Source organism: Actinomycetospora lemnae (assembly GCF_028737315.1).
In the GTDB taxonomy this organism is placed as follows: domain Bacteria; phylum Actinomycetota; class Actinomycetes; order Mycobacteriales; family Pseudonocardiaceae; genus Actinomycetospora; species Actinomycetospora lemnae.
Window position 1 is genome coordinate 52,823 of record NZ_JAQZAO010000004.1, and the last position, 19,207, is coordinate 72,029.

At 74.5% G+C, this 19,207-nt stretch carries 12 protein-coding genes and 2 pseudogenes; 10 read left to right on the forward strand and 4 right to left on the reverse strand.

The window, feature by feature from the left end; translation table 11 throughout:
- Nucleotides 1-14: 14 nt before the first annotated feature.
- The 3 genes and pseudogenes from PGB27_RS29355 to PGB27_RS09770 form a co-directional block, all read right to left on the reverse strand.
- Nucleotides 15-758, reverse strand: a pseudogene (locus PGB27_RS29355) (LAGLIDADG family homing endonuclease); the annotation flags it as partial.
- 45 nt (nucleotides 759-803) lie between these two features.
- Nucleotides 804-1,109 (reverse strand): annotated as a pseudogene (locus PGB27_RS09765) (dCTP deaminase); the annotation flags it as partial.
- 159 nt (nucleotides 1,110-1,268) lie between these two features.
- Complete coding sequence (locus PGB27_RS09770) at nucleotides 1,269-3,773, reverse strand: heterodisulfide reductase-related iron-sulfur binding cluster (protein ID WP_274200182.1); 2,505 nt, start codon at nucleotides 3,771-3,773, stop codon at nucleotides 1,269-1,271.
- A 499-nt stretch (nucleotides 3,774-4,272) separates the two neighbouring features.
- Between PGB27_RS09770 and PGB27_RS09775 the strand changes: the two genes are divergently transcribed.
- From PGB27_RS09775 to PGB27_RS09820, 10 genes are all read left to right on the forward strand, one after another.
- Nucleotides 4,273-4,539, forward strand: a complete 267-nt coding sequence (locus tag PGB27_RS09775) for a hypothetical protein (protein WP_274200183.1) — start codon at nucleotides 4,273-4,275, stop codon at nucleotides 4,537-4,539.
- A 5-nt stretch (nucleotides 4,540-4,544) separates the two neighbouring features.
- A complete protein-coding gene (locus tag PGB27_RS09780) occupies nucleotides 4,545-5,681 on the forward strand; it encodes a hypothetical protein (RefSeq protein WP_274200184.1) in 1,137 nt (378 codons plus the stop codon).
- Nucleotides 5,682-5,757: 76 nt separating this feature from the next.
- Nucleotides 5,758-8,979: an ATP-binding protein gene (locus PGB27_RS09785; protein ID WP_408630047.1), complete on the forward strand. Its 3,222-nt coding sequence runs from the start codon at nucleotides 5,758-5,760 to the stop codon at nucleotides 8,977-8,979.
- Nucleotides 8,980-9,158: 179 nt separating this feature from the next.
- Nucleotides 9,159-11,009, forward strand: a complete 1,851-nt coding sequence (locus tag PGB27_RS09790; protein ID WP_274200185.1) for a hypothetical protein — start codon at nucleotides 9,159-9,161, stop codon at nucleotides 11,007-11,009.
- Nucleotides 10,993-11,574: a hypothetical protein gene (locus tag PGB27_RS09795; RefSeq protein ID WP_274200186.1), complete on the forward strand. Its 582-nt coding sequence runs from the start codon at nucleotides 10,993-10,995 to the stop codon at nucleotides 11,572-11,574. Before PGB27_RS09790 ends, PGB27_RS09795 begins: the two co-directional genes overlap by 17 nt.
- A gap of 125 nt (nucleotides 11,575-11,699) precedes the next feature.
- Nucleotides 11,700-12,671, forward strand: coding sequence for a C40 family peptidase (locus PGB27_RS09800; RefSeq protein ID WP_456298475.1), 972 nt, complete (start codon nucleotides 11,700-11,702; stop codon nucleotides 12,669-12,671).
- A gap of 208 nt (nucleotides 12,672-12,879) precedes the next feature.
- Entirely contained in the window at nucleotides 12,880-14,742 is a 1,863-nt protein-coding gene (dnaK, locus tag PGB27_RS09805) for a molecular chaperone DnaK (protein WP_274200187.1), read from the forward strand.
- A 108-nt stretch (nucleotides 14,743-14,850) separates the two neighbouring features.
- Nucleotides 14,851-15,624, forward strand: coding sequence for a nucleotide exchange factor GrpE (grpE, locus tag PGB27_RS09810; RefSeq protein ID WP_274200188.1), 774 nt, complete (start codon nucleotides 14,851-14,853; stop codon nucleotides 15,622-15,624).
- 43 nt (nucleotides 15,625-15,667) lie between these two features.
- Entirely contained in the window at nucleotides 15,668-16,921 is a 1,254-nt protein-coding gene (locus PGB27_RS09815; RefSeq protein ID WP_274200189.1) for a DnaJ C-terminal domain-containing protein, read from the forward strand.
- A gap of 86 nt (nucleotides 16,922-17,007) precedes the next feature.
- A complete protein-coding gene (locus tag PGB27_RS09820) occupies nucleotides 17,008-17,430 on the forward strand; it encodes a heat shock protein transcriptional repressor HspR (RefSeq protein ID WP_274200190.1) in 423 nt (140 codons plus the stop codon).
- Between the two features lie 4 nt (nucleotides 17,431-17,434).
- On the opposite strand, the gene PGB27_RS09825 is transcribed toward PGB27_RS09820, so the two are convergent.
- Nucleotides 17,435-18,883 (reverse strand): FAD-binding oxidoreductase, encoded by a 1,449-nt coding sequence (locus PGB27_RS09825; protein WP_274200191.1) that lies wholly within the window; start codon nucleotides 18,881-18,883, stop codon nucleotides 17,435-17,437.
- Nucleotides 18,884-19,207: the final 324 nt, after the last annotated feature.

Sequence of the window (19,207 nt, forward strand, 5' to 3'; positions counted from 1 at the left end):
CGCTTCTTCCGTCGGCGGGGGCGCAGACCGAGGCTCGCGGCGAGCTCGGCGACCCCGTCGGCGAGATCCTCGCGCATGTTGACGAACTCGCACCGTCCGACCGCGTCGACGAAGCCGTCCGCGTCCATGAGGCCCTGGAGCAGCGCGAGGCGCTGGCCGATGCTGCCGCGGAGGAACGCGACGGGGATGTGTTTGTTGCCGAGCAGGCCGAGCCCTCGGAGCGCGCTGGAGAGCGACCCGTCCCCGCCGTAACGCCCGCCCGCGTCGCGGGTCCTGCCGACACGACCCTCGCTGAGCCCGCCGATGCGGTAGGCGTACCGGCCGCTCGCCTGCCACACGTCGTGGCCCGCGGCCCGCATCTCCTCGAGGATCTGCTCGTCGCCGGACCCACACGTGACCTCGGCCTTCGTGCTGGTGCCGTCGCCCAGCCACACCCCGAGGACGTAGGGGTCGATCGGGAGGTCGGCCTCGGGGCACCGCACGGCGTTCGCCAGCTCGACGTGGTGGTTCACCTCGGCGTGCCAGCGCAGGCTCGCCGCGATCTCCTCGGTGGTGACGACCTCCGCGGGCCGGTGCCGCTTCCGGGCGGGCTTCGTCGTGGTCCGCCAGAGGTGGGCGGCGTCCGCGGTGATGACCTCACCGTCGGAGAACCGGACGTCGTAGCACGGTCGCCCGAGCATCACCTCGGTCGCCGCGACGACCCGGATGGGCCGGCCGTCGAGGCCGAAGACCTCGTCGCCGACGCGGACCTCGCCCATCGTCGTCCAGCCCGTGGGCGTCGGGATCGGCGTGTCGACCGCGAGGGCCTTGCCCTCCAGGCGACCCGCGATGTCCTCCGGCAGCGAGATGACCTCGTAGGTCGAGCCGAGCACGAACTCGCCCGGGTGCAGCACGAACGCCTCGTCGGGCGGTGGCTCGACCATGCGCGTCAGGTCGTCCTGCTGCAGCGACGGGTCGATGTGCGTGTAGGCGTGGTTGTTGAACGTGCGGAAGTGCCGGTCGAGGCGCAGATCGACGCTCGAGGGCTGCAGCAGCGTCGCGTCGAACGGGTCGAGCCCGACCCGCCCGGCCGCGATCTCGGCGCGGATGTCGCCGTCGGAGAGCAGCACGGTCGGACCCTATCGGTCACCGGATCGGCGGCGTCGCGAGCGCGGAGTTCGCGCGCATAGAAGCAGCGAACAGCCCGTTCGCTGCACCAGGCCGGGAACGCGAACGGCGCCCGCGCTGCTCGGAGGCAGCGAGGGCGCCGTTCGCTCGTCCCGGGGAGGTCAGTTCTCCGTCGACGGGTTCTGGACGTTGCCCGCGGTGGCGGCCGTGTCGGGGTCCGAGTCGCCGACGCCGTCGGTCTCGGCGCCCTCGGTGGGCTGACCGCGCTTGACCGCCGCGAGCAGCATCTGCGAGACGTCCATGACCTCGGTGCCGACGGCCTTGGCCTCGCTCTGGCGCTCGGTGAGACCGTCGGTGAGCATCACGCGGCAGAACGGGCAGCCGGTGGCGATCGTGTCGGTCTCGGTGGAGATCGCCTCGTCGACGCGCTCCATGTTGATGCGCTTGCCGATGTGCTCCTCCATCCACATCCGCGCACCACCGGCGCCGCAGCACAGCGCCCGGTCGGCGTGGCGGGGCATCTCCTTGAGCTCGGCGCCCGCCGCCTCGACCAGCTCGCGTGGCGGCGTGTAGACCTCGTTGTGCCGGCCCAGGTAGCACGGGTCGTGGTAGGTCACGGTCTTGCGGCCGGAGCCGTTCCCGTTCGACGAGCCGTGCCCGTTCGTCGACCCCTTCTCCGCGAGGGCCACCGCGGCGGGCGCGGCCTGGTCGCCGTCGTGGCCCGGCGTCCCGTGGCCGTCGGCGGGGATCAGCCCGCGCTCGGTGCCGTCGGAGTGCGGGCCGTGGTACTGCAGGCCCGTCGCCGGGTTGATGTCGAGCTTCGCGGTGGGCACGGGCGAGGACTCCGGCGCCACGGGCACGAGCTTCTTCTCGCGCACCAGCTGGTTGAGCAGCTGGGTGTGGTGGACGACCTCGTAGTGCCCGTCGAGCTGCGGGTACTCGCGCCCGAGGGTGTTCATGCAGTGCGGGCAGGTGGTGACGATCTTGCGCGTCCCCGGCTCGCGACCCTCGAAGACGGCGTCGAGCATCTCCTTGGTCTGCATCGCCATCATCTGGAAGAGGAACTCGTTGCCCGAGCGCCGCGCCGGGTCACCGGTGCAGCTCTCCTCCTTGCCGAGCACGACGTAGTCGACGCCCGCGATGTGCAGCAGCTCCGCGGTGGCGCGCACCGTCTTCTTGGCGTTGTCGTCGAACGCGCCGGCGCAGCCGATGAAGAAGAGGTACTCGGTCTCGGAACGCAGCTCGCCGTCGAACTCGGGCACCTCGAAGGGCAGGTCCTTCGCCCAGTCCATACGGCTGGAGTTGTTCTGGCCCCAGGGGTTGCCCTTGTTCTCGAGGTTGCGGAACAGCACCCCGAGCTCGGCCGGGAACTCCGACTCGATCATGACCTGGTTGCGGCGCATGTCGATGATGTGGTCGACGTGCTCGATGTCGACCGGGCACTGCTCGACGCAGGCGCCGCAGGTGGTGCAGCTCCACAGCACGTCGGGGTCGATGACGCCGAGGGACTCCGCGTCGCCGACGAGCGGGCGGGTGGCCTGCAGGACGTCGGTGCCGCGGTGGCGCTCGTAGCCCGACTCGGGGACGCCGTGGCCGTGCCCGACCTCGGCGCCGCCGGCGTTCGTGGTGCCGTCCTGGGTGGCCGAGCCCTCGTCGGGCATGTCCTTGCCGCCGATCATGTACGGCGCCTTCGCGAACATGTGGTCGCGCAGGTCCATGATCAGCAGCTTCGGCGAGAGCGGCTTGCCGGTGTTCCACGCCGGGCACTGGCTCTGGCAGCGACCGCACTCGGTGCAGGTCGCGAAGTCGAGCATGCCCTTCCAGGTGAAGTCCTCGATCTTGCCGCGACCGAACGACGCCTCCTCGGGCGGGTCCTCGAAGTCGATCGGCTTGCCCTCGTGCTCGATCGGCGGCAGCGGGCCCAGGGCCTTCGGCAGGCGCTTGGCCGAGACGTTGATCGGCGCGATGAAGATGTGGAGGTGCTTCGAGTAGAGCACGACCACGAGGAAGATCAGAGCGACCGCGATGTGCAGCAGCAGGAAGATCGTCTCGAGGACGAAGAGCGTGTCGTACGACAGCCCCGAGAAGAGGTAGCCGACGCCGATCGAGGCCCAGGCGCCCGACTCGTAGGGCAGGTTGCCCGCCGCCGAGGCGGTGCCGCGGAAGGCGAACAGCGTCCAGACGACGTTGAAGATCAGGAAGAGGATCAGCCAGGCGCCGCCGGTGTGGCTGCCGTAGAAGCGCGAGGTGCGCGCCCGGCGCTCCGGCGCCTGCTGCACGCGCATGATCGCGAAGGCGATGATCGAGATCAGCACCATGATCGCGATGAAGTCCTGCAGGAAGCCCAGGACCGACCAGCGCCCGATCAGCGGGATGTGGAAGTCCTCGTCGAACAGGGCGCCGTAGGCCTCGATGTAGACCGTCAGCAGGATGATGAAGCCCCACATCGTGAAGAGGTGGGCGAGGCCGGGGATGGACCAGCGCAGCAGCTTGCGCTGTCCGAACACCTCGACGAACTGGGCGCGCACGCGCTGGCCGAGGCCTTCGGCGCGCTTCGCGTCGGGCTGGCCGGAGGCGATCAGGGAGTAGAGCCACCAGGCCCGCCGGGCCGACACCGCGACCACGACCAGGGTCAGGGCGAGCCCCAGGACCAAACGGACGACCACGACGGGACCTCCCCGTGATCCGGGCCCGTGGTGGAGGACCCGGTGAGACAACTGAGTTGCTGTGTGGGTTGCTGTGACTGCGTCGGCGGCACTGTAACGGCCGGTAGGGCCCTCGGCGCTGCGAGAGGTGACAAGAGCTACTCACCGGTAACCGAAGCGGACCTCCACGTCGGTGCGCCGGTGCCACCGCATCGGGCGATGCTTTGCGAACGTGAACGCGGTCGCGCCACGCCGGAGCGTGATGTCCCGGCTCAGCGTGTGGATCACGATAGGCTCGTCCGGACCAGGAGAACGGGTCGTGGCCACCCGTGGGTCGCGGAGGGTTGACGATGTCGCAACGCCTGTGGGGGAGGGCTCGGAGAACGGGTGCTCACGGGCCCCGGGGCGGTGCGACGTGCCGGTCGTGGGAGGTCTTTGATTCCCTTCGGGCGCCGTGTTTACTCGACCGGTCGAGATCGGCTCCCGGCACCATGACCAGCACGTTCGCGGAGGGATCGCCATGACCGTCACGTTCCTCGGCGCCGACCTGGTCGCGCAGGCGCCGGGGACCGGCGGGCTCCAGGGATGGATCCAGGACAACATCGTCCCGTTGATCCTCCTGGGCATCGCGATCATCATGCTGTGGATCGGCGGCCGCGGTGACAACGCCGGCGTCGCCCGTCGCAGCGTCGGCCTGATCATCGGGCTCATCGCGCTCGGCATCGCGCTCACGCCTGGTGCGGGCGCCCGCGTGGGCGCGTTCTTCGCCCAGCTCATCACGGGGTGACGCGGGTGCACATCCGCACCGACGACGAGGTGTACCGCGTCGACGCCGTCTGGCTCGGCCCGCCGCGGGCGACGTTCCCGTGGCGCGCCCGTTACTCCGCGTACGGCGTCGGCCTGATCGTCATGGTCGTCGTGATGTTCGTCCAGCGGCGCCTGGGCATCGACCTCGGCTTCTTCTCCGTGGCGTGGGCGCTCCTGATCACCGTCGCGATCACGCGGTTCGTGTCGCGGCGCATCAACGACGAGCGCCCGCTGCTGGAGTGGCTGGCGCTGTTCGTGCACGAGCTGCGCGGCCCCCGCGTGCGCCGGCGGCCCGTCGGCGGCGCGCTCACCACGGGCCACGTCGCCGTGCGCCGCGACCGGCCGAAGCTCACCGGTGCGCCGACCGCGATCGCCCTGCCGCGCGGCAGCGACCGGCCCGCCCAGCGCGTCGTCAGCCGCCCGGCGGACGGGGACGAGGCCTGGGGCCCGCCGCCGCGGGACGACGAGGCGGCGCCGGCGGCGAGCGCCGTCCCGGATGCTGCTCCGGCCCCTGCTCCGGCCCCGTCGCCCACCCCGGCCGCGGAGGACGAGGTCGAGGAGAAGACCCCGGCCGCCCACGTCACCCCGGACGTCGCCGACGTCCGGCCGTCCCACGCGCGCGCCCGGCGCGGTGCCGGATCGGGCGGCACCCCCGCCGAGCGCCGGCGTCGCACCCGCCCGGCCCGGACCCCCGGCACCCGTGCCGCTGGGGGCGACTTCGGTCCGCCCTCGAGCGCCGAGGTCGGCGCCACGCGCCCGCCCGGCACCCCGACCCCGACCCATCGGCCGGCCGCCCTGCCGCCCGTCCCGGACCCGCGCCCCGGCGACGACGCGATGGCCGCCTGGACCGGGTCGCGCGCCCGCCGCGACGCCGTCGCGGCCCACCGCGCGACCGGCCGGAAGCCCGACACCGAGTCCGACCCCGACCGCACGCAGCGTCGCCCCGCCCGCCCGCGTCGGCGTCCCGGCTGGCCGATGTCGAACGAACCCGCGGGCTCGGGCTCGACCGCTGCGACCGACCAGCCGTTCGGGCCGGGCAGCCGGTCGCGGGACGCCGGCCGGGCCCGTCGGGGCGACCCGGCGGGCGAGGCGCGAGGGGGCGACGGTGCTGCGCCGCGGTAGGTCCCGCCGCGCCCTGGACCGCGGCCCCGCGGACCGCCAGCCCGAGGCGATCGAGGCCGGCGACCGCAGCTCCGGCCTGCGGCCCGCGCGCACCACACCGGCCGTGGGCAACGGGTCGGGCGGACGGCGCCGCGGGCGCTCGCTGGCCGGCGAGTCGCCCGCCTCCGGCTACCGGTCCGCGATCGCGCTGCGCTCGATCGACGGCAACCTCGCGCGGACGGCGTCCAGCGTCACCGCCTGGTACCGGCTGGCCCCGCAGCCCTGGAGCTTCCGCAGCGACACCCAGCGCGAGACCCTCATCCGCCAGATCGCGACCCAGCTCGGCGAGCTGCAGGGGCGCTGGCTGCACGTCCGCGTCACGTCGCGGCCGTACCCGGTGGCGCTCTGGGCGGAGACGTTCGACCACAACGCGCCCGGGCGCCTGCCCGACGTCGCGGGGGCCCTGAGCTGGGAGAGCTTCCTCGAGGGCGAGCAGCGCCACCTCATGGGCCTGTCGATGTCGGACAAGGAGGTCTTCCTCGGCGTCGAGGTGTCCGGGCGCTCGGTGGTCGACCGCTGGCTCGAGGGCGCGGCGCCGCTCCTCGGCCGGCTGGTCCCGTCGGCGGCGACGGCGGAGCTCGCGGCGCTGGAGTCGGAGATCGCGCACGTCGAGGCGCTCGTGTCACGGGCCGGCCTCGACGCGGTGCCCGCGACCGCGGAGGACATGGCCTGGCTGATGCACCGGTCCTGCTCGCTGGGGCTGCCGGCCCCGCGGACGGTGGCGCCGGCGTCGGGCGAGCACTGGGAGACCGAGGACCTCGCGGCGTTCACCGACGGCGTGGCCCTGCAGCAGGAGCCGTACGCGCCGACGGTGCAGGTACTCGGGCGGTTCGGGACCCAGCCGGTGCAGCGGCACGTCGCGGTGCTGTCGGTGGGCCTCATGGACTCCCTGCGCATCCCCGAGGCCGACGACCCGTGGATGCAGCGCAGCGACCGCCTGCCCTTCCCGGTGGAGTGGTCGGCGCGGATCTACGTGCGCAAGCCCGAGGAGGTCGCGGGCGAGCTGCAGCGCCAGATGGGCAAGGTGCGCAGCCAGATCCGGCACTACACCCACGACCACGACCTCGACCCGCCGATGTCGCTCGCGCGCCAGGCCGACCGCGTGCTGCAGATCGAGGACGAGCTCTCCGGCGGCCTGACACAGCTCAACACGCGGGTCTACGGCTGGTGGCGGGTCGCGGTGTCCGGGCGCGACGAGGGCGAGGCGCTGACGCGCGCCCAGCAGGTGCTCGATCTCTACCGCCCGCGCGTGGCGATGGAGCACCCCGAGGCGCAGTACGCCTACGCGCGCGAGTTCATCCCCGGCGAGCCGCTGGCGTCGACGGCCTACCGCCGCCGCGGGTCGGTGACCTGGGTGGCCGCGGGCGTGCCCGCCGCGTCGGCGTCGGTGGGCGACCGCCGGGGGATCATGCTCGGCGAGACCTGCACGGCGACGCGCCGCCCGGTGGCATGGGACCCGTGGATGGCCCAGGAGGTCCGCCGGGCGTCGGGGCTGACGGCGATCGTCGGCGGCCTGGGCTCGGGCAAGTCGTTCCTCACCGGGCTGCTCGTCTACAAGACGCTGCGCGCCGGGGCCCGCTGGACGGTGCTGGACCCGTCGGGGCCCCTGGCGGAGCTGACCAAGCTGCCCGAGCTCGCGCCGTTCTCCCGGCACATCCACCTGCTCGGCGCCGACCCCGGCATCCTCAACCCGTACCGGGTGGTGGCCGAGCCGCGCCGCGACCACTTCCTCGACGAGGACGACCCGGACAAGGCCTGGCGCCGCGAGCGCTCGCTGGCCGCCGCGACCCGCCGGCGCCTGGTGCTCGACGTCCTCACCGGCCTGCTGCCCTTCGACGTGGCGCGGATGCCCCACACGCGGATCGTGCTGCTGCGCGCGGTCCGCGAGGTCGGCGGCGCCCCGGACCGTGACCCCGGGCAGGTCATCGCCGTGCTGCGCCGCCACGCGCGCGAGGGCGAGGAGCACGCCGACGTCGTCGCCGACTTCCTCGAGGAGCGCCGCGAGCTGCCCCAGGCCGCGCTGCTGTTCCCCGACCCGAACGCCGACCCGCGCGACGACCCCTGGCAGGGCGAGGAGGACTACCGCCTCACCGTGCTGACGATGCAGGGCATGTCCCTGCCGCGCCCGGGCAGCCCGCGCGAGGAGTGGACCGACGGGGAGTCGCTCGCGGTCGAGCTGCTCAACCTCGCCTCCTGGCTGACCCAGCGCACGATCTACACCGCCGACCGGAACCTGCGGAAGGGCGTCGCGCTCGACGAGACGCACTTCCTGTCGCAGATCCCCACCGGCAAGGTGCTCATCGACCGGCTCGCCCGCGACTCGCGCAAGTTCAACGTCCGCGCGCTGTTCGCCTCCCAGCTCGCCGGCGACCTGCTGCGCGTGCCGGGCTTCGCGTCGCTGGTCAACGCGGTGTTCGTCGGGCGCACCGACGACGAGGAGGCGCAGGCCGAGGCGCTGCGCCTGCTGCGCGTGCCCACCGAGGTGGGCTACGAGGAGATGCTCGGCACGCTCTCGCCGCGCCCCCGCCACGACGACCGGCCCGACGACACGCCCCGCCAGTTCGTCTTCGCCGACGGGCACGGTGGCGTCGAGAAGATCCGGATCGATCTCGAGGGCCCGCACCTCGAGCACCTGCGCCTGACGCTCGACACCAACCCCGACGCCCGCCGCGTGCGCCCGCTGCCGGCCGCGCCCGCGTCGACCGCGCCGCCGGAGACGGACGCGGAGCGCACGGGGCCGGTGCCGGTCGTCCCGGCCGCCGCCACGCCGCCCCCGCCGGCAGGGCCCCGGACGCCACCCCCGCCGCCCGCCACCCCGGCGCGGACACCGCCCCGCGCCACGCCGACCCCGCCGCCGGGCACCGCGCGCGTCTCGCCGGTGACGCCGTCGCGCGACCCGCTGGTCGAGCGCACCGTCGTCGAGGGGACGGTGCTCGACGAGCAGCACGACGCCCCGTGGACCCCGGACGAGCGGCTCGACGACCTGGTCCCGGACCTCGACGACGACCTCGGCGACGCTCCGACGACCACGCCGACGGAGCCGGCGGGCGACGACGAGTGGGCCGAGGCCTGGGTCATGGACGAGGGCGGCGAGAGCGGCGTGACCGGCGACGCCGTCGGCGAGCTCGTCGACGACGCCGACCAGGCCACCGTCACGACGCCCGCGGACCGCAACCCCGGCTGGCGCGAGGGCAGCGAGGTGCACGACCCCGGCCGGTGGGTGGGCGCCGGCCGCCGCGCCCCGGGGACGCCGGGGTGACGCTCGCCCTCGTGGTCCTCGCCGCCGCCCTCGTCGTGGGGTGGCGGCGGTCGCGGCGCGCGCCGGCCCGAGGGGGGAGCGAGGGACTCCTCCGCCGCCTGCGACGCAGCCGGGGTGTCCCTCGCTCGACGAGCCCCGCCCCCCACGGCCGGCGGCGCGCGGTCACGGTGGTGGTCGCGATGGTCACCGGCCTGGTGCTCGTCGGGCTGCCGGCGTCGGCGGCGCCGCTGGACTGCAAGGCCCCGCCGGACCCCGACCGCCCGGGCACCGGGCTCGTCGGCTCGCTCGACCCCGCCCCGCTCGGGGTGGGCGCGCCGGGCAGCGTCTACGCCGAGGTCGGCTACGCCGGGCAGATCTGGTGGACCTACGACCTCGGTTGCGGGCCGGGCGCCGCCCGCGACCCCGCGGCCGCCACCGACACGTGGCTGGGCAACCAGTTCTTCAACCTCGCCAAGCTCGTCGTCGGCGGCGTGAACTGGTCGCACTACCTCATCGAGCAGGGCTCGGGGCTGCTCGCGCCGCTCGACGGGATCGTGCAGGCCGGCACGTCGGCGATGTACGACGCGGTGTTCACGACGTGGGTCGGGCTCGCGCTCATCGTGCTCGCGGCGATCCTGCTGGTGCTCGCGATGCGCGGGGACCTGTCGCGGCAGGCGCAGCGCGGCGGGATCGCGGTGATCGCGCTGGCGGTCGCGGCGGCGGCGTACGCGGCGCCGGTGCGCTGGTCGAGCATGCTCGACGGGGTGCTGCTCGACGGCGTCACCGCGATGCAGCGCGGCTTCCTGTCGCAGGTCGGGGTGGGCGACGCGAACACGCTGCCGACGGTGCTGACCGACCAGATCGTCTACAACAACTGGCTGCGCGGGCAGTTCGGGTCCGCGGACGTCCCGCAGGCGCGCGACCTGGGCCGCGAGCTGCTGCGCGCGCAGACGTTCACCAAGCAGGAGATCGCCGACGGCCAGGACACCCAGGCCACGGCGGACGCGAAGAAGCAGCAGTACACGAGCGTCGCCGAGCGCGTGGGCGACCGGTACAGCTACTTCCAGGGCCGCCAGGGGTCGCGGACGGGCGCGGGCGTGCTGGCGTTCATCCAGGCCGTCTGCATCGGGCTGTTCCAGCTGATGAGCAAGCTGCTCGTGCTCGTCTCCATGCTGATCATCCGGTTGCTGGTGATGGTCGCGCCCGCGCTCGCGGTGGTCGCCCTGCTCAAGCCCGAGGTGCTGCCCGCGACCCTGCGCGTCGGCGGGGCGGCGCTGGTCAACACGTTGCTCGTGGGCGCCATGGCGGGGCTGCACTCGCTGATGGTCATCGCGCTGTTCCGGCCCGGGTCCGGGGTGGGCACGTGGCTCGCGCTGCTGGTCACCGGGGTCGTGACGGTCGTGCTGTGGGCGGTGGCGCGCCCGTTCCGGCGGCTGGCGGCGATGGTCTCGCTGACCCGCGACCAGATGAGCGGCGTCCTCCCGCCCGCCGGCGGCGGCGTGCTCTCCCGGTTCCTGCCGCGCGGGTCCGACCGCCAGGACGACTGGTGGAACGAGCGGCGCACCGCGGCGACCCGCGGCGGCGACGGCTGGCGTCCCGAGGGCAGCGCCCCGACGCGCACCGACGCCTCGCCCGCGGGCGCCGACGGGACCGGCGGCCCGGTGCGGGTCGACAGCGAGCGGGTGGGCGGCGCCCCGAGCCACGACGCCGACCCCGCGGCCGCGCTCGCCGCCCGCAGCGCGGCCCAGCGGGCCCTCCCGCGGGGCGGCGGGGCCGCGCCGGGCACGACGCCGCGTGGCGACCGCGACGCCACCCCGGCCCGCGCGCAGATCAGCGACGCCGACCGCAGCCTCTACCGCAGCGTCGCCGCGCGGACGAGTGAGGCCGGCGGGCCGGGGGGCCCACGCCGCCCGGTCCAGGCCGAGCTCGTCGACGGCGCGCCGGTGTACCGGATCTACCGGCCCAGCCGCCCGATCGGGGCGGGGTCCTCGGGCCGGTCGCGCCGCAGCCCGCGCCCGGCCGAGGGAGGCGCCGGTGCCGATCCGGACTAGGCGCGGACGCGCGGCGGCCTACCGGGCGCTCTGGGAGTGGCCCCTGCACTCGCCGGCGCGCCTCTTCGGCGTGCTCGCCGTCGTGGCGGCCGTGGCGATCGGGATCTCCTACCTCGGCGGCGCGGCGGACGACCCGGGGTCGGGGCGCGCCCTGGGCCCGGCCCCGTCGGCCGCGTCCGGGCAGGGCACGGCTCCGGGTCCGGGTCCGGCGACGATCACCGAGCTGCGGCCCCGCACGCTCCCGCTCGGCGACGCGCCGCCGGTGGCCCTGGCCGTCGCGCAGCGCTGGACGCAGGCCTGGGCCACGCACCCGCCGGGCACGACGCCCGCGCAGTGGAGCGCCGGGCTGGCCCCGTACACCACCGACGAGTACCTCGCCGTGCTCTCCTCGGTCGACCCCGGCAACGTCCCGGGCACGCGGGTCACGGGTCCCGCGCAGGCCGTCGAGGTGCGCCCGGAGGCCGTGCGCGTGCAGGTGCCCACCGACGCGGTGCGCCTGGAGCTCCTGCTCGTGCAGGTGGCGCCGGGGGACTGGCGCGTGTCCGGCTACGACCGGGCCTCCTAGGGCGCCGCATGATCAGTCCCCCACGGCTGCCCCCGGGCTTCACCCCGCCGAAGCTGCCCCCGGGCTTCCGCATCCTGCGCCTGCTGCTGCCCGTCGCGGCGCTCGCCGGGTTCCTCGTCGTCGTCATGGCGGCCGGGCTGCTCGTCGTCGGCCAGTTCGTGCCCGGCGGCGGGGAGGACGGCTCGGACGGCACGACGTGCGAGGCCGGGACCGGCGCGCCGGCCGGCGACGTGCCGCAGACGTCGGCGGAGCTCGACGAGGTCCAGCGCCGGACCGCGGCGACGATCATCGGCGTCGCCAAGGGCATGGCCGTGCCGCCGCGGGGCTGGGTGGTCGCGCTGGCGACGGCGATGCAGGAGTCGCAGATGGGCACGGTCGGCATGGACGTGGCCGTCGACCACGACTCGCTCGGCGTCTTCCAGCAGCGCCCGAGCCAGGGCTGGGGCACGCCCGAGCAGGTCCGCGACCCCGTCTACGCGACGAAGACGTTCCTCGACCGGCTGCTGCAGGTGCCGGGGTGGGAGACGATGCCGGTCACGGAGGCCGCGCAGATCGTGCAGCGCTCGGCGTTCCCCAACGCCTACGCGAAGTGGGAGACGCTGGCCAACAGCCTCGTCGCCGACCTCGCGGGCGTCACCGGCGCGATCCGGGAGTGCGTGCCCGCCGACGAGGCCGGCCCCGGACCCGCCGAGGCCCTGCCGCCCGGCGTCGCCCGCACGGCCATCGAGTTCGCCACCGCCGAGACCGGCAAGCCCTACGTCTGGGGCGCCACCGGGCCCAGCAGCTACGACTGCTCGGGGCTCATGCTGCGCGCCTACGAGCGCGCCGGGATCGTGCTGCCGCGCGTCTCGCGCGACCAGTACAAGGCGGGGGCCCACGTGCCCGTCGAGCAGGCACAGCCGGGCGACCTGCTGTTCTGGGCGTACGACGAGTCCGACCCCGACACCATCCACCACGTCGCCATGTACCTCGGCAACGGGCAGATGATGGAGGCCCAGCAGACCGGCGTGCCCCTGGGCACCCGCGCGGTGACGTGGGGCGAGGCCGAGCTGCTCCCGCTCGCGACCCGGCCGGGGACGGGGTCCGATCGGGCCTGACCGAGCCCGGCCCCGATTTTCGCGGAGTTGAGCGTGTCGGGAACAAGTCCGTGACACCCTCCGTTGGTCGGGATGACACACTTGAGCGCGAGGGACTCAGGTCAGGTTTGCGAGCCGGTGGCTGCGGGCCAATACTTGAGCACACAGCGCTCAACGAGCACTCAGACGACACACCCGGGATCCACGGGTCTCGAGAGGAGACACGAGCATGGCGCGAGCGGTCGGCATCGACCTCGGCACGACCAACTCCGTGGTCGCCGTCCTGGAGGGCGGCGAGCCGACGGTGATCGCGAACTCGGAGGGTAGCCGCACCACCCCGTCGGTGGTCGCGTTCGCCCGCAACGGGGACGTCCTGGTCGGCCAGTCGGCCAAGAACCAGGCGGTGACCAACGTCGACCGCACCATCCGGTCGGTCAAGCGGCACATGGGCACCGACTGGACCGTCGAGATCGACGACAAGAAGTACAGCCCGCAGGAGATCAGCGCCCGCGTCCTGCAGAAGCTCAAGCGGGACGCCGAGTCGTACCTGGGCGAGGAGGTCACCGACGCGGTGATCACCGTCCCGGCGTACTTCGAGGACGCGCAGCGGCAGGCCACCAAGGAGGCCGGCCAGATCGCGGGCCTCAACGTCCTGCGCATCGTCAACGAGCCCACCGCCGCGGCGCTGGCCTACGGCCTGGAGAAGGGCTCCGACGAGCAGACGATCCTCGTCTTCGACCTCGGGGGCGGCACGTTCGACGTGTCCCTGCTCGAGATCGGCGACGGCGTGGTCGAGGTCAAGGCCACCAACGGCGACAACAACCTCGGTGGCGACGACTGGGACGAGCGGATCATCAGCTGGCTCGTCGACAAGTTCAAGAACTCGCAGGGCATCGACCTGTCCAAGGACAAGATGGCGATGCAGCGCCTGCGCGAGGCGGCGGAGAAGGCGAAGATCGAGCTCTCGAGCTCGTCCAGCGCCGGCATCAACCTGCCCTACATCACCGTCGACGCCGACAAGAACCCGCTCTTCCTCGACGAGACGCTCTCGCGCGCCGAGTTCCAGCGGATCACCTCCGACCTGCTCGACCGGTGCCGCAAGCCGTTCAACCAGGTCATCAAGGACGCCGGCATCTCCGTCGGCCAGATCAACCACGTGGTGCTCGTCGGTGGGTCGACGCGCATGCCCGCGGTGCACGACCTGGTCAAGGAGCTCACCGGCGGCAAGGAGCCGAACAAGGGCGTCAACCCCGACGAGGTCGTCGCCGTCGGCGCCACGCTGCAGGCCGGCGTGCTGCGCGGTGACGTCAAGGACGTCCTGCTGCTCGACGTCACGCCGCTGTCCCTCGGCATCGAGACCAAGGGCGGCGTGATGACCAAGCTCATCGAGAAGAACACGACGATCCCGACCAAGAAGTCCGAGGTCTTCACGACGGCCGAGAACAACCAGCCGTCGGTGCAGATCCAGGTCTTCCAGGGCGAGCGCGAGATCGCGGCCTACAACAAGAAGCTCGGCATGTTCGAGCTCACCGACCTGCCGCCCGCCCCGCAGGGTGTGCCGCAGATCGAGGTCAGCTTCGACATCGACGCCAACGGCATCGTCAACGTCTCGGCGGTCGACAAGGGCACCGGCAAGTCCCAGCAGATGACCATCACCGGCGGCTCGGCCCTCTCCAAGGAGGAGATCGACCGCATGGTGGCCGACGCCGAGGCCCACGCCGACGAGGACCGCAAGCGTCGTGAGGCCGCGGAGACCCGCAACCAGGCCGAGACGCTGGTCTACCAGACCGAGAAGTTCATCACCGACAACGACGAGAAGCTCCCGTCGGACGTCAAGGAGAAGGTCCAGGCCTCCGTCGCCGAGCTCAAGGAAGCCCTCAAGGGTGAGGACACCGAGGCCATCAAGGCCGCCTCGGAGAAGGTCGCGACCGAGTCCCAGCAGCTCGGCCAGGCCCTCTACGCCCAGCAGCAGTCCGAGGGCGGCGCCGCCGGTGCGGCCGGTGGCGCGGCGGGTGCCGGCGAGGCCGGCGCCGCCGGGCAGGCCGACGACGTGGTCGACGCCGAGATCGTCGACGACGACAAGAAGGACTGACGCCCGCCGGTGGGGCCGCGGCCACGACACGGCCGCGGCCCCACCGTCGCGGCTCCCAGACCACACTCCCCGGCGCGAACGCGCCGGAGTCCTCTCGAGGAGGTCACTGTGCAGGATCCGGTCGTCGGGCAGGACCGCGCCGACGCGACCGACGTCCCCACCGACTCCAGCGTCGGCGGGGTGCCCACCTCCGGCCAGGACGCGCCGGGCGGCACCGCCCAGGCGGACGGTGCCACCGACGGCGGGGAGACCGCCGCGCCCGACGGGGCCGAGGCCATCGCCGGCGAGGCCCGGGCCGCGCAGGCCGCCGCAGAGGCGTCGGCGGCCTCGGCCACGGCTGCTGAGGGCGCCGGGGAGGCCCCCGCCGCGTCCGCCGCGTCCACCGCGTCCGCCACGGACCCCGAGCTCGAGCGCGTCCGCGCCGAGCTCGCCGAGCGCACCGCGGACCTGCAGCGCGTGTCCGCCGAGTTCGCGAACTACCGGCGCCGCACCGAGCGCGAGCGCGAGTCGACCGTGGCCGGCGCCAAGGCGTCGGTGGCGGGCGAGCTGCTCACCGTCCTCGACGACGTCGAGCGCGCCCAGACCCACGGCGATCTGACCGGCCCGTTCAAGGTCGTCGCCGACCGTCTCACCGAGACGCTGCACCGCGCGGGCCTGCAGCCGTTCGGGGCCGAGGGCGACGCGTTCGACCCGTCGGTGCACGAGGCCGTGGCGCACGAGACGTCCCCCGACGTCTCCGCGCCGACCGTCACCACGGTCATGCGCCGGGGCTACCGCTTCGGCGACAAGGTGCTCCGTGCCGCCATGGTCGGGGTCACCGACACCGACGGCAGCGCCCCGGCCGGCACCCCGTCCGAGCCGGCGGACGCCGGCCGGTCCTGACCGCCACCCCACCCGTCCACTCCGCGGAAGGAGCCGTCCCGCCATGAGCGCCCGTGACTGGGTCGAGAAGGACTACTACCGCGAGCTGGGCGTGGCCAAGGACGCGTCCGCGGACGACATCAAGAAGGCCTACCGCAAGATCGCCCGCGAGAACCACCCCGACGCCAAGCCCGGCGACGCGAAGGCCGAGTCGCGCTTCAAGGCCGCCGGCGAGGCGTACGGGGTGCTCTCGGACCCCGAGAAGCGCCAGCAGTACGACGAGGCCCGCACGCTGTTCGCGGGCGGGCGCTTCGGCGGGTTCGGCGGCGGTCGCGGGGCCGGCGCGGGCGCCGGCGGCACCGGCTTCTCCGGCGGCTTCGACGTCGGCGACCTCTTCGGCGGTCGCGGCGCGGGCGGCGCCGGGGCCGGTGGCCTCGGCGACCTGCTCGGCGGCCTGTTCGGCGGCGCCGCCGGCGGTGCCCCCACCGCGGGGCCGACCCCGGGCATGGGCGCCACCCGGCCGCGGGAGCAGCGCGGCGCGGACGTCGAGACCGACGTGCGCATCGACTTCTCCGAGGCCGTCGGCGGCACGACGCTGCCGCTGCGCCTGGCGTCGCCGGCGCGCTGCAGCACCTGCGGCGGCAACGGCGCCAAGCCCGGCACGAGCCCGCGCACGTGTCTGACCTGCGGTGGGGCCGGCGTGGTCTCGCGCAGCCAGGGCGCGTTCGCGTTCAGCGAGCCGTGCCGCGACTGCTCGGGCACCGGCTCGATCGTCGACGACCCGTGCCCCGAGTGCGGCGGCGACGGCGTGAGCACCCGCTCGCGCACCCTGACCGTCCGCATCCCGCCGGGTGTCGACGACGGCCAGCGCATCCGCCTCGCCGGGCAGGGCCAACCGGGCCAGCGCGGCGGGCCCGCGGGCGACCTGTTCGTCGTCGTGCACGTCAACCCCGACGACCTGTTCGGCCGCTCCGAGCGCAACGCCGACGACCTCACGCTCACCGTGCCGGTGACGTTCCCCGAGCTCGTCGACGGCACGACGATCACCGTGCCGACGATGGACGGCAAGGTCTCGCTCAAGGTGCCGGCCGGCTCGCAGAGCGGTCGCACCCTGCGGGTCCGCGGGCGCGGCGTGCGCCGCAAGGACGGGCGCACGGGCGACCTGCTCGTCACCGTCGAGCTCGCCGTCCCGAACCGCCTGGACAAGGCCGCACGCGAGGCGCTCGACGCCTACGCCGCCGCCACCCGTGACCACGACCCCCGCGCCGAACTGACCCGGCGCGCCGAGGCCGCCGCACGGAGGGAGACGGCGTCGTGAGCCGGCGCGGGCGTGACGAGCGCGGGCCCTGGCCGGCTCCGCTCGGTACGTCCTCGTCCGGAACGGCCGGCTCGCCGAGCGGCGCCGTGCCCCCGCTCCCGGCGTGGGCGGACGAGGACACGCCGGTCTTCGTCATCTCGGTGGCCGCACAGATCGCCGGGATGCACGCGCAGACCCTGCGCTCCTACGACCGCATCGGGCTCGTGACCCCGGGCCGCGCGAGCGGCGGCGGGCGGCGCTACTCGGTGCGCGACATCGCCGTGCTGCGGGAGGTCCAGCGCCTCTCGCAGGAGGACGGCGTCAACCTCGCCGGCATCAAGCGGATCATCGAGCTCGAGCGCGAGGTCGGGGCCCTGACCGACCGGCTCGCCGAGGTCACCGAGGAGCTCGCGCGCTGGCGCGCCGCCGCCGAGCAGGCCGCCCAGAACGCCGCCGACAGCGACCGGCTGCCGGCCCGCCGGACCCAGTCGGTCGTGGTCTGGCAGCCCGGTCCCCGCCGTCGGGACTGACCCGCTACTCCGTGAAGGGGTCGTAGGTGATGCGGTCGAGCCCGACGCCGTCGACGAGCAGGGCCGACGCGGTCGCGCGGATCATGGTCGGCGAGCCGGCGAGCAGGACGTCGTGGCCCGACCAGTCGCCACTGCGCACCACGGCGGCGGGCAGCGTGCCCGGCAGGGTGTGCTCGCTCAGCGGGTCGTCCTCGCACACCGCGGCGACCGCGAGCCAGGGGTGCTCGGCCGCGAGGGCCTCGAGCCGGTCGAGCACGGTGAGGTCCTCGGGCACGCGCCCGCCGAGGAACACGGTGCACGGGCGGGGGCGGACCCAGCGGGCCATGTCCTCGCAGAGCGCGAGGACGGGCGCGCCGCCGGTGCCACCGGCGACCATGAGCACCTCGCGGGTGCTGCGCGGGTCCAGGCCGAGGCGTCCGGCGGGCGGGCCGAGGCGCCACCGGTCGCCGGGCGCGGTGTGCGCCACCATCGCCCGGCTCACCCAGCCGCCCTCGACCGCGCGGACGTGGAACTCGAGCAGCCCGTCCGGCCGCGGGGCGGTGGCCGGGGAGAGCGGCCGCCACATCCGCGGACGCTGGGGGATCTCGACGGTGAGGTACTGGCCCGCGCGGTGCGGCACCGGCGCGTCGGGCGCGACGTGCACGACGGCCAGGTCCCAGCTCAGCCGCCGGTGGCCCACGACGGTGCCCTCGGCGACGGCCGGCGCTGCCGCAGCGGCCCGGACCGCCTGCTCCATCGGCCCCGCGGCCAGCGAGAACGCGCGCACCCAGGCGTGCTCGCTCGTCTCGTCCCAGGTGCCGGCGAAGCGGCGCATCGCCCCGATCAGCGCAACCCCGAGCACCTCGTACTGCTCGGCGCACAGGCCGAGCGCGCGGTGCTCGCGCACGAGCGGTTCGAGCATGGCCCGCAGCTCGCCGGGGCGGTCGACGGTGCTCATGGGCAGCACGAGCGAGCGCAGCAGCCGGCGCGCCGGCTCGGTGATGCGGGCGGGGAAGAGCGCGCGCACCTCGGGGGCGAGGCTGAACAGCAGCGCCGCGAACCAGTCGGCGAGCTCGTCGACCCGCGGCTCGACCTCGGTCCACGTCTGCCGGACGCGGCGGGCGGCGTGCGCCTCGGGCGGCTCGGGTGCGCGCGGGGCCGGCGCGTTGGTCGGCTCGGGGGCGGCGATGGCGGCGGGTGCCGGCGTCGGGCCCTGCCGGGGAACCGGCATCGGCGCCGGGTTCGTCGCGACGGGCGCGTCGTCGGGGGCCGCGTGGCGTCCGGGCGCGACGATCGGTGTCGTGGGCGGCGGGGGGACGGCACGGACCGGCGTGAGCCGGCGGACGGTGCCCCGGTTCCCGGCCCGGCCGCCGTCCCGGGCGCCGCGGCGACCCGGTGCGAGCCCCTGGCTCGGGCCGGCGGAGGTCGGGCCCGGGCCGGCCGGACCGCCCTCGGACAGCGGCTCCGCGGACATGGACGACGTGCCTCCTCGACCCCCCGGCGCGGGGACCCGTCCCCGCATCGCGACCACTATGACAGCCCGTCATGTCTCGTCACGCAGGGTCCCCACGCGAGCGGGTCGTCCGGCTCGTCACGTGCGCCGGACGGTGCCCGCGCACACCGTGAGCAGCGACGACGCGCTCGACCGGTGCCGTTCGTCGTCGTTGCTGTGGGTGACCGGTCGAGCTCCTCCGCGACGGGAAGAAAGTCCGCACGCAGAGAGTTGAGCCAAGTAGACTCAAGAACGTGGCGGCGGCTGGTGGGCCGTCCGACACACCCTTTCGCCAGCGCAGGAGGA

Bases quoted from the DNA above. Each gene is read 5' to 3' on its own strand.
- PGB27_RS09775 (WP_274200183.1), top strand. From the start codon at position 4,273: ATGACCGTCACGTTCCTCGGCGCCGACCTGGTCGCGCAGGCGCCGGGG.
- PGB27_RS09790 (WP_274200185.1), top strand. From the start codon at position 9,159: ATGGTCACCGGCCTGGTGCTCGTCGGGCTGCCGGCGTCGGCGGCGCCG.
- PGB27_RS09800 (WP_456298475.1), top strand. From the start codon at position 11,700: ATGGCGGCCGGGCTGCTCGTCGTCGGCCAGTTCGTGCCCGGCGGCGGG.
- dnaK (WP_274200187.1), top strand. From the start codon at position 12,880: ATGGCGCGAGCGGTCGGCATCGACCTCGGCACGACCAACTCCGTGGTC.
- PGB27_RS09815 (WP_274200189.1), top strand. From the start codon at position 15,668: ATGAGCGCCCGTGACTGGGTCGAGAAGGACTACTACCGCGAGCTGGGC.
- PGB27_RS09825 (WP_274200191.1), bottom strand. From the start codon at position 18,883: ATGTCCGCGGAGCCGCTGTCCGAGGGCGGTCCGGCCGGCCCGGGCCCG.